The sequence below is a fragment of the Enterococcus sp. 5H genome, assembly GCF_028128615.1.
GTDB lineage: Bacteria > Bacillota > Bacilli > Lactobacillales > Enterococcaceae > Enterococcus_L.
Genome location: NZ_AMDP01000001.1, coordinates 1 through 12,090, shown reverse-complemented (window position 1 = coordinate 12,090; position 12,090 = coordinate 1). Strand labels below are relative to the sequence as shown.

General features: G+C 36.0%; 18 protein-coding genes. All 18 read left to right on the top strand.

The features are described 5' to 3' along the window. Positions 1–61: 61 nt before the first annotated feature. Positions 62–286 carry a hypothetical protein gene (locus C240_RS00090; protein WP_271488994.1) on the top strand — a complete coding sequence of 75 codons (225 nt, stop codon included), beginning with the start codon at positions 62–64 and terminating at the stop codon, positions 284–286. Positions 287–323: 37 nt separating this feature from the next. Further along, the gene (locus C240_RS00085) at positions 324–758 is read left to right on the top strand and encodes a thioredoxin family protein (protein WP_271488993.1); all 435 of its coding nucleotides are present in this window, start codon (positions 324–326) and stop codon (positions 756–758) included. Positions 759–1,326: 568 nt separating this feature from the next. Next, positions 1,327–2,163, top strand: a complete 837-nt coding sequence (locus C240_RS00080) for a winged helix DNA-binding protein (protein ID WP_271488991.1) — start codon at positions 1,327–1,329, stop codon at positions 2,161–2,163. Positions 2,164–2,205: 42 nt separating this feature from the next. Beyond that, entirely contained in the window at positions 2,206–2,400 is a 195-nt protein-coding gene (locus tag C240_RS00075) for a hypothetical protein (RefSeq protein ID WP_271488988.1), read from the top strand. Beyond that, positions 2,397–2,840, top strand: coding sequence for a hypothetical protein (locus C240_RS00070; RefSeq protein ID WP_271488985.1), 444 nt, complete (start codon positions 2,397–2,399; stop codon positions 2,838–2,840). Before C240_RS00075 ends, C240_RS00070 begins: the two co-directional genes overlap by 4 nt. A 363-nt stretch (positions 2,841–3,203) precedes the next feature. Beyond that, on the top strand, positions 3,204–3,947 hold the full coding sequence (locus C240_RS00065) for an N-6 DNA methylase (RefSeq protein WP_271488982.1): 744 nt from the start codon (positions 3,204–3,206) through the stop codon (positions 3,945–3,947). A gap of 493 nt (positions 3,948–4,440) precedes the next feature. Further along, positions 4,441–4,884 carry a JAB domain-containing protein gene (locus tag C240_RS00060; RefSeq protein ID WP_271488979.1) on the top strand — a complete coding sequence of 148 codons (444 nt, stop codon included), beginning with the start codon at positions 4,441–4,443 and terminating at the stop codon, positions 4,882–4,884. A 68-nt stretch (positions 4,885–4,952) separates the two neighbouring features. Further along, complete coding sequence (locus tag C240_RS00055) at positions 4,953–5,387, top strand: Cas9 inhibitor AcrIIA9 family protein (protein WP_271488976.1); 435 nt, start codon at positions 4,953–4,955, stop codon at positions 5,385–5,387. A 617-nt stretch (positions 5,388–6,004) separates the two neighbouring features. Further along, the gene (locus C240_RS00050) at positions 6,005–6,712 is read left to right on the top strand and encodes a PcfJ domain-containing protein (protein WP_271488975.1); all 708 of its coding nucleotides are present in this window, start codon (positions 6,005–6,007) and stop codon (positions 6,710–6,712) included. Between the two features lie 145 nt (positions 6,713–6,857). Further along, positions 6,858–7,019 (top strand): hypothetical protein, encoded by a 162-nt coding sequence (locus tag C240_RS00045; protein WP_271488972.1) that lies wholly within the window; start codon positions 6,858–6,860, stop codon positions 7,017–7,019. 419 nt (positions 7,020–7,438) lie between these two features. After that, positions 7,439–7,981 carry a hypothetical protein gene (locus tag C240_RS00040; RefSeq protein WP_271488970.1) on the top strand — a complete coding sequence of 181 codons (543 nt, stop codon included), beginning with the start codon at positions 7,439–7,441 and terminating at the stop codon, positions 7,979–7,981. Then, the gene (locus C240_RS00035) at positions 7,981–8,238 is read left to right on the top strand and encodes a hypothetical protein (protein WP_271488968.1); all 258 of its coding nucleotides are present in this window, start codon (positions 7,981–7,983) and stop codon (positions 8,236–8,238) included. The genes C240_RS00040 and C240_RS00035 overlap by 1 nt, the downstream gene beginning before the upstream one ends. A 30-nt stretch (positions 8,239–8,268) precedes the next feature. Beyond that, positions 8,269–8,826, top strand: coding sequence for a single-stranded DNA-binding protein (ssb, locus tag C240_RS00030; RefSeq protein ID WP_271488965.1), 558 nt, complete (start codon positions 8,269–8,271; stop codon positions 8,824–8,826). A 22-nt stretch (positions 8,827–8,848) separates the two neighbouring features. Then, positions 8,849–9,139 (top strand): hypothetical protein, encoded by a 291-nt coding sequence (locus tag C240_RS00025; RefSeq protein ID WP_271488963.1) that lies wholly within the window; start codon positions 8,849–8,851, stop codon positions 9,137–9,139. A 1-nt stretch (position 9,140) separates the two neighbouring features. Then, positions 9,141–9,869 (top strand): DNA/RNA non-specific endonuclease, encoded by a 729-nt coding sequence (locus tag C240_RS00020; RefSeq protein WP_271488960.1) that lies wholly within the window; start codon positions 9,141–9,143, stop codon positions 9,867–9,869. 427 nt (positions 9,870–10,296) lie between these two features. Then, positions 10,297–10,599: a WXG100 family type VII secretion target gene (locus C240_RS00015; protein ID WP_271488957.1), complete on the top strand. Its 303-nt coding sequence runs from the start codon at positions 10,297–10,299 to the stop codon at positions 10,597–10,599. A 92-nt stretch (positions 10,600–10,691) separates the two neighbouring features. After that, positions 10,692–11,087: a hypothetical protein gene (locus C240_RS00010; protein WP_271488954.1), complete on the top strand. Its 396-nt coding sequence runs from the start codon at positions 10,692–10,694 to the stop codon at positions 11,085–11,087. After that, a partial coding sequence (locus tag C240_RS00005) for a lipase (RefSeq protein WP_271488952.1) occupies positions 11,087–12,090 on the top strand: 1,004 nt, incomplete at its 3' end. The genes C240_RS00010 and C240_RS00005, both read left to right, overlap by 1 nt.

Genomic DNA, 12,090 nt, shown 5'->3' with positions numbered 1-12,090 from the left:
GTACTAGTGATGAAAAATAATGAATCAGTTTTACACCAAAAAAACCACAAGGGGGCAAGTCTTGTGGTTTTATTTTTGGCAGTCGCCTTATTTTTTACGGTTATTAAGCCAAAAATCAAATAGTGCAACAAGTATACCTGAAGCAACTGTAACCATGAAAGAAATGAAGAAAGAGAGTAGCATGTTTTCACCACCTCCCTGTCGCGCAGGGAATAAAGGCGACACACTATTACACCTTGAAATGTTGCAAGGAACAGTCTTATTTTTATCAACTGGTTGTTTCTAAGTGATGACAATAATAACGTACGGAGGATAATCCGACGATGAAAAAAGAATACCTAAATAGAATAAAAGAATTTGTGAAGAGAAGGAAAGTGAACCTCATTTTCCTTCTTTTTGTTTGTTTAGTTAGTGTCTTTTCTTATAACAAAGAGACCAAAAGATATACCGTTAGAGATGTTACATTGGATCAAGTCATGCAAAAAGAGGATTCACCAGTCATCATTTATTTTGCACGAGATGATTGTCCAGATTGTCAAGAAATGGATTCCTACTTACATTCCAATCGAGTGAAATTGGCCCAAACAGTTTATCGAATTGAAACAAGGAAAGAACCAAATCAGCATCTTTTAAAACAACTACTGGATGAACAGAACATCACAAAAGTACCAACTTTTGTTCAAAGAGAAGGACAAGAGTTAATCAAATTGAAGTTAAAAGAAGATACAGAAAAAATCGTTTTTTTGAGATTGAGTTAAGATTGACTTAAGATCCAGTTAAGATTGACTTGAGATCGAGAAAAAGTGCGGCCACCCCCCTAGCCCTTGATATCAAAGCGTTTATACGCCTGATTGGATTTTGACCATTTTCTCTCAACGTAGGCTAAAGCATACTTATGAGAGAAAATGGTCAAAATCCAATCAACTACTAAACTGAAATCAAGGGCTAGGGGGGTAGGCAAAAAGGAAGTGTAGAGGATAGATAATAGGGGATAGGAGAGAAGGTCAAGGGCATTTGTTTTGTGTGGGTGGTTATCGAAAAACGTGATAACCACCCACACAAAACAAACCAAGATCAACAACCTTCCGTCCTTCAATCTTGAAGGAAACTTCTGTCCCCTCTAATCCCCACTTATTCACTGGGGAAGAATCAACCCCTAGCGCCAACGCCCCAATGTTCTTGGGGCTGTCTTAAAAGAAAGGATAATCATTTCCTCTGACTTCGCCAAAGAAAATGATTATCAAGGAAGAATTAGAAAAAATTTTCTAATTCTAAAACATTAAGAGTTAGCATAAAGCGTGCTAACTGAAGGGAAGGGTTTAAAAGATGAAAGCATTGCTCGCACATTATTATATAAAATCATTTTCGAAAAGAAATACTGACTTGATTATTCTATGTTTGCTTCATGAACTTAGGATTGTGACAGCGAAACAAATTTTTGATTTATTAAATAGTGAATATAATATATCTATGCAAAATGTTCAATACAACTTAGTTACGCTAGCAAGAAATGAATTGATTGGTAGAATACGATCTGATGTAGATAAAAAAACATTTTGTTATTACCTGACGAAGAATGGTCACAATACTATCGGTGGTATGTATTCTTTTCCAAAAGTTCCCGAATATAATTTAAACCATCACTTAATGGTAACCAATGCATTAATCGATACATTGTCTATTATGAAAAAAAATCCACACTTGCATGTCATACAGTCAGAGCGGAGGCAAGCTTATGAAATTAAAGATTTTAACAAGGAAAGAAAAGGACGCGTCTTTAGTGTATCTGATTTTTTATTTCGTTTCAAAGCAGAAAATGGTAGAGATATAAATTGGTACTTTGAAATTGAATTACATTCTAAAACGAAGCGTCGATATATGGAAGGAATTTTCCCGAAATATATTCAAGCTCTGGATAACAACTTAGATGCTCAGTTATTTTATGTGACACCTAGTCCATATATTTTTGAAGAATTACAACGATTTAAACATTACTACACAAAGAAAAGAGAAGTTCCCTCGTTGAAAAATGCTACTAAAAATAATCGAGTGCCAATTAAAAATGTTGAATCTGTTTTTGAGCGATTTCATATAATTCCTTCAAGTAAGTTTAAAACGGAATTAAATAATATAGAAGCAGAAGATACCTTTATTAATTGGTAAGAGAAATTCAGTTTGAAGGATTAATCAAAGGAGGGAAATGTTATGGAAGAGGAAACAATCGCAGTTCATTTTGAAAATAATGAGCTTGCAGAGATATCACAGGCAATTACTCATTATAAAATGTCGTCCTATTATTATGGAGAATCAGATGAACTTAACAATGGAGAAGAAAAGATCAATAAGGCGTTGTGCGATTTGATGATAAATGAAATGGAGAGGGAAGAAAACAGCCAATGAAAGAAAATATTATTTTGATTGCTGCACTCATAGTAATTGGTACAGCAGTGTTCGTTGCATTTTTAATGACTGGTTATTTAATCACCACAAGAAAAACAAAGCGAAAGGAAAAAGAAATGTGGAAGTTAAAGCTAGATATGCAGAAAGGAGACAAGAAAGCAGAGCTAAAACTAAATGAGCAGCTGCTTTTCTTTGAAGAAAAATACGAAACAGCTAAGGAACGTGTGAAAACAGCTGAAAAAAACTTAGAAAATTTTAAAACGATGTTCAATTTACTCGATCCTGAAATAGAAGAAGAAACTATTCTCGTCAAATTGCCTAAAAATTTAAGTAAATTATCTTTTGAAGATAAAGAAAAAAGGCATGATGTATTTTTAATGCATAACGATTTAGAAAACTATTTAGAAACACAAAAAATAGCCACAGATCAAAAAGAATAGATCAAAGTCAAGAGCGATCCCTAGAAAATTCTGGGATCATTTTTGTTAAAGTCATTCATTCGATCCTGATCTTTTTTCCAATCTTTTCGATTGTCTGTAACGAGCCATTGCTTTTATAGGTTATAGCTCATTTTTTGTCGCTAGAAAAGGGTATATGAACTCACGTTGTTCGCCCTTTTCAAGTGCCTAAAAACAAGCTAGACCACAACCTAAGCAAACGCCCGAACAGACTATGCGAAATAGAAACCTATTGAAAAACAGGAGAGCTGCAGTCGCTCATTTAAACACAAAAATAAAAAATAAAAAGAGCCGCCGCTCACTCCTGTCGAAATAGGTTTCCAAAACAAAAAAGGAATGGTGAACATGAAAACAGATTACAAAAAAGAGATCATAACAGAATTGAAACGCTTATCAGGAAGAAAGAGTTTAGCAAAAATTTATTCGGATTGGCTTCATATTATGGCGTACACATTATCAAATAGTGCAGACATGCGACAATATCAAAAACGAGAAGAAGCGTACCTAGAACTCGTGAAACATTACAACCGAGAAGAATTAGAACGGTTCGCCAAATGCTTTGGTGCATTGATAAATGCCATGGAATATAAAATGAATGATTGGCTCGGGGAGATTTACATGGAATTAGGAATCAATAATAAAAGCATGGATCAATTTTTTACACCTTACCATATATCTAAATTGATGGCTGAACTGTCGTTCGTAAGTAATAAGGAACAATTAAAAGAAAAAAAGTGGATTGGGTACTATGAACCTTGTTGCGGAGCTGGTGGCTTAACGATTGCGTTTGCGGAAGCCATGCAAAAGAAAAAATACAATCTTCAAACGCAGCTCGTTGTCTGGTGCGAGGATCTAGACGAAAATTGCCTATTAATGACCTATGTTCAACTATCATTACTCGGTATTAAGGCAATCTGTAAAGTGAAGAACGTGCTATCCCAAGAAGAATTTTCTACATGGTACACGCCGTTTTATATTTATTTCCCACCACCAATGCCGGAGAAAGAACAAACCATTGAAACCCTTGTTGAATCAGTGATTGAGAAGCAAGAAGCACCCGGAGAAATCGAACAACTCGTTTTATTTTAATTACATAAAATCTCTTCAGTCTTTCATTACTGAAGGGATTTTTAGAAGCAAAAGACCAGGATAAAATAGCAAGGCTATTTTCTTCAGGAAAGCAAACACATAGATCAAAAAAGCGAAAATTTCAAAGCGATTTTCTATTTATTCAGACTTTCTTTGATCCAATCCATTCGTACCTAACAACATGGCCAACTATCGGCGCAGGCGCTTATACACTTTTCACAGGAAGAAAAAAAGGGGCGGAAAATAATTGAAAGACCGCTCACGCAATCAATTTTTTCCCTACAGCATTCCCTTTTTTTCTGCCCGTTTCAAGTGTTTGGCATAAGCACGCCGATAGTAAGCAGTTAGGTAGAAATGGATCTACATTCAATCAAAGAAAGGGCTGAAATCTAATAAATAAAAAATTGAAATTTTTAAAACCTTATCCGCCTCCTGACACACGTTGGCAAAAATGAATTTTTGAAAAAAACAAGAAAAGAAATGAGGAATCACAATGGAAAGTGTTATTTATGAAATTGTTAAATTGAAACAGGAATTGCGGTTACATGAGGACTTAGCGCCCATGAATGCGCGTTCTTGTTACAGCCTAGCTACATGGTTACAAGAAGAAATTGGTTACGATTCACAAGAAAATTTTGTTGTCTTGTGTCTTGATGCTAAAAGTAATCTCACATGCTTCTCTATTGTTCATAAGGGGACGGTAAATACAGCGACCGTACACCCTAGAGATATTTTCCAACGAGCGATTCTATCCAATGCGTACCACATTATTATCGCTCATAATCACCCATCAAATAATCCAAAACCTAGTCCAAGTGACACCGCATTGACACAAGTAATCAAGGATGTAGGGGAGCTGTTATCTATTCCTTTGACAGACCATATCATTGTTGGGACAGATAGGTATTTTTCATTTAAAGAACAAAGCTATCTATAGCAAAAAATGGTTCGAGTGCTTTCAAAGGACTTGAGAGCACTTGAAACCAAATGAAAGGAAGCGATCACATGAAAACAGTCAAAGAATATGCCATAAAAAAAATGGAAACAGAACTACTCGAGGAACATGCAGAAATTGAACAAGCGCTATTTGATTGGTTGGTTCAACAAGAGGATGAGGCATTATTCAACGGAATTTTAGAAGAACAAAAAAGCCTTGCGAACGCCAGAAAATACGCCTACAGTCAAGCGTTTAAAAATCAAGTCGGCGGTTGTGCAATGGTAAAAGATGAAGACGTGTATGTATGGACAGCAGAATATTACAAAACACCGATTATCGTTGCGACAAAAGGCGAGCTAACAAAAGAGAAAAAAGCAGAAAAACCGAAAAAAGCACCTCAAAAGTGCGAAAATACCGTTAAAAATGTGGTAGATTTTCAACCAAAAACAACAACTGACAATATGATGAAAGGAGAGCAATTAGATTTGCTAGATTTCTTATGAAAACAATAACTGGGAATGATTACTACAAAAACAGACTTAAACCACCAAAAGCCTTTTACGACTGGTGTTACAGCAATATGAGGACGTATGTGTGGGAAAATAAGAAACAAAAAATTGTGGCTTCAACGCTAAATCATAGGGAGGTGATAAAAAAACGGCTAGGGAAAAATTCTAGGTTAACCTTTTTCGATGATTCTACCTATTTTGAAATCATACTATCAACTAAAAAGCGGATAGAGAGACAGACGTACAAGGTGTTGTCGTGCTTTGAGAATGGTATACAACAGTTTAGCTGTCGTTTAATCAATCTACATTGTTATACAAATAACGAGTATATCAACGTTTGTCGAATAAGAGAGGGAGAATATTCTTTCGGAAAACAACCTATTTTGACTGGCATGTGGTATGCCTACGAACCGAATCTTTTCTCTAACAATTATACTGAACGTTTAGAGAAGATTTCGGAATTAAAATACCTTAACCTTGAACATTTAACCGCTGACCGGTTGGCGCTCTATTACAAGTACAGAGAGCGATTAGAATTTGTTCAAAAAATTAAAGCAAGAGGATTGGAACGAGAGTTTCATAATTAAACACTCGATTTTAGACGCTTTAATATGAATTGGTTACGCAAATGGAAATCTTTTTTCAAAGATTCCAACCGAACAACAGAAGATTTACTATTCAAATGTGCTATAGAAAGTCGTGGAGCCACTTATATCAAAGGCAGTGAACGCTACTTAAGTTTAAGGGATGTCGAAACGCTAGACCCATTAATACCAGTGACAAAACTACAGAACTATTTACTCAAACAGCAACAGTTTTTCCGTTATTATGACGATTACATTGAAACGTTGCACGAACTAGATATTCCATTAAATAAAAATAATCTGTTTCCAAAAGATATAACGATTGCCCATGACAAAGCCGTTGACACCTTAAATGAAATCAAATTAGAGATTGAAAGTAAAGCATTTGAAAAACGATACAAAACCTTACAAACATTGGAATGTACCATTCAAGGTTATATTTTTATCGTCCCTAGAAAAGCCAATGAGTTAATTCAAGAAGGACGAGCTTTAGACCATTGTGTTGGTGGTTCACGCTACATTGAACGTCACGCAGAAGGAAAATCAACGATTGTGTTTGTTCGGCAAGAAAACGAGCCTAATGTACCGTATTATACATTGGAAATACGAAATAACGAGATTGTTCAGCTTTATGGCAAAAAAAATAGCCGTCCAAGCGACGACATACGGAACGCAACCCATGAGTGGCTAACAACCATTTCCAAATTATCAAGAAAGGAGCAAAACGTTGCGTAGACAGCAGTTTGACACAAAAAAATACTTATCTTAACGGCAAATTAAGATAAGCAACTGAATTGGAATTACTCTGTACTATTGATTATAACGTAACTTCAAATTGTAATCAATAGTAACCCCCAATTCAGAAAGGAAGCGGTCAAACATGTATCAAATCAAAGAAGAACAAGGAACATTTGTTGTATATTGCAACGGAAAGGAGATCAAACAATTTTCAACGGAAAAGGAAGCAAATGAATTTTTAATGAAGGAAACGGAATATCCTATTCCTGAAGAAGATAAAAATTCATTTACAATCAGTGATTAAACCCACAGAACAAAATAATTAAGATCAAGATCAAAAGCAGACACTAGATAAATCTAGTGTCTATTTTTGTCAAAATCAATCATTCGTTCCTCTCTTAGCGCTTTTTCCGTCCCCCTTTCGTTAGTCTGTAAAGTTCGTCTGCTGAAGGGCGGTTATAGCCCATTTTAGCCCAGTTGAAAAGGGTATATGAACTCACTGCGTTCGCCCTTTTCAACTGGGCTAAAACAGGCTAAGGCATAACCACAGCAAACGCCCTAACAGCCTAAACGAAAGAGGAACTAACACAAAAAACAGGAAAGGAGTAGTCCCTCATTCAATGACAAAAATAAAAAATCAAAAGATTCCAGCTCCACCACAAAACGCCTGCCGAAATAGGTTGGAAGATCAAAAAAATAATTTTTAGAAAGTAGGAAATTGAAATGAGTAGTGTTGAAGAAGCGAAAAAATTAAGAGAAGAACTAAAAAATTGTGGGTTTAGTAATCGAAAAGTAAGTGTTAAGCACAGTTATTGTGGGTATTCGGCAAGTATCGATGTCACAATCAAGGATTTAACTATTTCAATTAAGGATATTCAAGACATAGCAAGCACCTATTCAAGCATTCGTTACTGCGAAGTGACACAAGAAGTACTACAAGGCGCTAACACGTTCGTAAGGGTTGAATATGACCGAGAAGTTTTGCGAGAAGCAACCGAGTTAAAGTTAGCAGAAGCTGAACGAATTATTGAAAGCCTAGAAATTCAACAAGAAAATGTCGGCGAAATTCTATTTATGACAGCTGAGTTGAATATCTATCTCATAAAATCAGCTAGCTATGATCGTTCACTAGCATCGATTCATTTTGAAAATCATGACGGTAGTTATAACGAAAGACGAGGTATTTCTTGTTTCAACGCCTACGACTTAGCCGAGTTTCTCGTAATGTATGAATGCCAATTGAAAGATAAGGAGAACGTTGCCTAATGAACGAAACGACTATTTTAGGCTTATGGTCTGCAAGTAAAACACTTGCGGACTGTAACCCACTAAACAAAGCAGAAACAGTAGCTGTCAAAGAATTGCTAGATTGTGTGTTAAGTCACCATGTACCCACAACACAAGAAATCAAGCGCTACAAAGAGTGTAAAACGTTGGTGACTAAATGCGACAGCGATGCACAAAAAGCATATTTCCAACCAACCATAGAAAAGTATGAACAAAAATATTCATTTATAAAATAAAACTAAAAAATTAGAAAAGAGGAAATGATTATGATTAACAATGTAATATTAAATGGACGATTAACTGAGGATTGCGATTTGCGCTATACACCAAGCGGGAAAGCAGTAGGAAATTTCACGATAGCCGTTAATCGAGATTTTACGAACCAACAAGGAGATCGGGAAGCTGATTTTATCAATTGTGTTGTATGGGGAAAACCTGCAGAAACATTTGCCAATTACACAAGAAAAGGGTCGTTAGTTAGTGTGGCGGGACGATTACAGAGCCGAAACTATGAAAATCAACAAGGACAAAAGGTTTTTGTCACAGAAGTAGTCGTAGAACATTTTGACTTTTTAGAAAGTAAAGATCAATTGGAACATCGGGAACAAAAAAGAAAACAGCAACAAAACAACGGAACACAAACCAATCAAAACCAACAGAATTATGCAGAAGGAGCGCAAAATATCGCCAATAGTCAACAGCAAGGAACACAAAATAATCAGCAAAATATGAACAATCAACCCGACAATAACATGAATAATCAACAACAGTCACAAAACTATAGTAATGGCGGTAATACGTACGGAAACAACAATCAACAATAAAAATTGCTTAGGGGGATAAAAAATGAACGTTTTTGTTTGTGATGTAAGGTTAACAAGGATCAAAAAAAAGTGTGATGTTTCCGAGATTTTAGCATTACTCAAAAAACAAGATGCTTCTATTCGCTATTTTGCGAATGGAAGCACAGTAAAAATAGAATCTTCCACTAACAAAGATCGGATACATTCTTTTGAATATACGCTACTGCACTCGATGAACCCATTATGTAATGTAACGATCGTTTTATCTGAAGCGGAAGCCATTGAACAACTTTGGAAGGAACGAAAATACTACAATATGCGAGGGAGCGAATAGAATGAAACGGAAACTTAGGAAAACGTGGCTACTACTAGTAGTAGCCACAATATTCATTATTAGCGGATGTGATGCGAATACGATAGATTTTCAATCAATCGTGGACGAATGGTTACCAAAAACAGATACGACCGCCCAAATTAGCACCAGCAACAATGAGTTACCGACGGAATATGATGGTGGATATACTGAAATTGTTCTAAACGACAACAAGCCAACGTTTACAGAAGCGGACTTAGACCTCACAAATGGCGTGTGGCAGACGTTTTCTGATTTGGATCATTTGAACCGTGTAGGTGTTGCCAATGCATTGATTGGTGAAGGATCATTCCCAACAGAACCAAGAGAACCACTAACGATCAAGCCGACGGGTTGGAATCAAAAAAAAATAGATGATGGGCAATGGCTTTATCATCGCTCGCATCTTGTGGGTTTTCAAATGACTGGAGAAAATAACAATCCGAAAAATTTAATGACTGGCACAAATAGTTTCAATACGCCTCACATGTTGAACTATGAAAATCAACTGATGGATTATATACGGTTAACTGGTAATCATGTACGGTACCGTGTGACACCTCATTTCATTGGTGATGAATTAGTTGCTAGAGGTGTTCAGATGGAAGCGCAAGGGGTAGAAGATCAACAGTTTGCCTATAACGTTTATATCTACAATGTTCAAGACGGTTACACGATCGACTACAGCACTGGACGAGCAACAAAAAAATGACAATGGGCATGCTTCAAGGTATAAAAATACTATTGTTTGTGGCATTGTATATTTCCTGTCTGAACTATTTAAGGAACGTCTATAGATCAAAGGAAAAAACATTTCTAGACGTTCTTCTCACTATAATTTTAGTAGATGCTGTAACTAGTGCAGTATTCCAATTGTTTTGGCTACTATAGTAGTAATCGGCTAGATTCGTGCCGATTTGGCAATGCTAAAGAGCGCAACGGTTCACTTCGTTGGAACAGTTACACTCTTTAGCATTGTACTTTTTTAGAGAAAGGAAAAATCTACATGAGACCAGAAATGCAACAGTAACATGACTCAAAAAATTTAATAATAAATGTACATAAATAGATTAAAATAAATCGCTTTTTGTGTTAAAATGATAATGAAATGAAAATAATGATACAAGGAGAGATTTTGCATGGCTGGGGATCGCATTAAATTATCACCACAAGAACTACGCACGTCTGCAACAAAATATACGGATGGATCACAACAAGTTCAAGACATTTTACAAAAGCTTCAAACAGAACAAGACACCATTCAAGGAAATTGGGAAGGTTCAGGCTTTGATAGCTTCAACGATCAATTCTCTGCACTGAAGCCGAAAGTTTCAGAGTTTGCGGAATTGTTGGATCAAATCAACAAGCAATTAAACGAAGTGGCCCAAATTATGGAAGAAACAGATCAAAACATTTCTTCAGCAATTGGTCGCGGACTATAAGAAAAAGAGCAGGAACTAATTTATTGGTTTCTGTTTTTCTCCCTTATAAAGTGAGTAAGCTCTAAAAAGTAGACGTATTAGGAGCGAATAGGATGAAAAACAAGTGGATTATTTTAGTCATAGCATTATCACTAGTAGCAGTAGTTGGAATTGGAGGGAAACACTTTATGGATGAGAGAAGTAAAGAAAAGGAAAAAGAATTGATTGAAGTAGAACGTCAATCAGTTGTAGCTTTAAAAAATACTTTAAGCGATCTAAAAGAAGTTATTATAGATAAAACTGGCCATAATCAAGCGACTGGCTCATATAGAATGTTTGTGAAAATTGTGAATACTAGTAATAATGAGGTATCTTTCTCATACAGCTTTTGGAAAGAAAGAAATGAGATAGGAAGTTATGGAGTTATGAATGATAGTATTCAAAAAGAAGGTGTAACTAATTCTAAAGTAAAAGTTATCTTTTCTGATGGAACTGAAGGTGAAGTTTAATGGCTACGGATAAAGAATACAATGAAGCAAGTGACATGGTATATTGGTTAGATCCTAAGCATGAAAATTATGATCCCTTCATAACTGAAGGGAGTATTCAAAATATAGGTGGACAAAAATACCAAGTTTTAAAGATAAAAACTGAGCCTAGTAATGGGATGCAAGCAATGGCGGTTGCTCCAGTAAATTCGAATGGGTATCCAGATACAACTCAACTAACTGTCGCTTATGCAGGCACTAACTTTGGTGGCGACTGGCGAGATGTTGTAACAGATATTCAAACAGTTGGACTAAGCATGAAGCAACTTGGCTGGAACGATGGACAAGCAGTATCAGCGCAAGAATTTGCAGACTGGATCAAAAAAACATATCCACATGCTGTTGTGACAACAACGGGTCATTCGTTAGGGCAGTATTTAGCTATGATGATTGCTGCAGAGAATCAATGGCGAAATGTTGGGTTTAATGGGCCTGATCCTTACGGTATTCTTTCACCAGAGGCAAGAGATTGGGTGAAAAATAATCCTGGTATGTTGACTAATTATCGTAATTTTGCTGATTTAATTGGAAATCTAATGGGAAATGGCACAGGTGCAGAGATCAGAATAGGTTATTTTGAAGGGAACTCTCCTAATCCCTTAAAAGCACATGCATTAACTCTTTGGAGCTTTGACGAAAACGGGCGATTACTCATTCCTTCTACTACATATAGTCAAATGAGCGAAAAAGAATTGCAACAAAATTTAATGAGTAAATTTGTATCTAGTATGTATATGATTAAGAGCTTAGAAGCAAAGTTAATGGCAAGTGGTGGCGGTTTATCAGGTACTGAAGAACTTTTCTTAGATGCTTCTGTAGCAAGGGCTATCGTGGTAACGGCTTCAGATGTATTGAAAGTGGCTATGAGTGAAATCATTAAATTTTATCAAGCATCAATGGATGAAGCTGAAGAATTATGGACAACTATTGTTAGCAAAGCACGTAGTGTTTCCTCTGAGTTGTC

Excerpts from the sequence above, each read along its gene's own strand:
- C240_RS00085 (WP_271488993.1), top strand. The coding sequence starts at position 324 with ATGAAAAAAGAATACCTAAATAGAATAAAAGAATTTGTGAAGAGAAGG.
- C240_RS00080 (WP_271488991.1), top strand. The coding sequence starts at position 1,327 with ATGAAAGCATTGCTCGCACATTATTATATAAAATCATTTTCGAAAAGA.
- C240_RS00075 (WP_271488988.1), top strand. The coding sequence starts at position 2,206 with ATGGAAGAGGAAACAATCGCAGTTCATTTTGAAAATAATGAGCTTGCA.
- C240_RS00070 (WP_271488985.1), top strand. The coding sequence starts at position 2,397 with ATGAAAGAAAATATTATTTTGATTGCTGCACTCATAGTAATTGGTACA.
- C240_RS00065 (WP_271488982.1), top strand. The coding sequence starts at position 3,204 with ATGAAAACAGATTACAAAAAAGAGATCATAACAGAATTGAAACGCTTA.
- C240_RS00060 (WP_271488979.1), top strand. The coding sequence starts at position 4,441 with ATGGAAAGTGTTATTTATGAAATTGTTAAATTGAAACAGGAATTGCGG.
- C240_RS00055 (WP_271488976.1), top strand. The coding sequence starts at position 4,953 with ATGAAAACAGTCAAAGAATATGCCATAAAAAAAATGGAAACAGAACTA.
- C240_RS00050 (WP_271488975.1), top strand. The coding sequence starts at position 6,005 with ATGAATTGGTTACGCAAATGGAAATCTTTTTTCAAAGATTCCAACCGA.
- C240_RS00045 (WP_271488972.1), top strand. The coding sequence starts at position 6,858 with ATGTATCAAATCAAAGAAGAACAAGGAACATTTGTTGTATATTGCAAC.
- C240_RS00040 (WP_271488970.1), top strand. The coding sequence starts at position 7,439 with ATGAGTAGTGTTGAAGAAGCGAAAAAATTAAGAGAAGAACTAAAAAAT.
- C240_RS00035 (WP_271488968.1), top strand. The coding sequence starts at position 7,981 with ATGAACGAAACGACTATTTTAGGCTTATGGTCTGCAAGTAAAACACTT.
- ssb (WP_271488965.1), top strand. The coding sequence starts at position 8,269 with ATGATTAACAATGTAATATTAAATGGACGATTAACTGAGGATTGCGAT.
- C240_RS00025 (WP_271488963.1), top strand. The coding sequence starts at position 8,849 with ATGAACGTTTTTGTTTGTGATGTAAGGTTAACAAGGATCAAAAAAAAG.
- C240_RS00020 (WP_271488960.1), top strand. The coding sequence starts at position 9,141 with ATGAAACGGAAACTTAGGAAAACGTGGCTACTACTAGTAGTAGCCACA.
- C240_RS00015 (WP_271488957.1), top strand. The coding sequence starts at position 10,297 with ATGGCTGGGGATCGCATTAAATTATCACCACAAGAACTACGCACGTCT.
- C240_RS00010 (WP_271488954.1), top strand. The coding sequence starts at position 10,692 with ATGAAAAACAAGTGGATTATTTTAGTCATAGCATTATCACTAGTAGCA.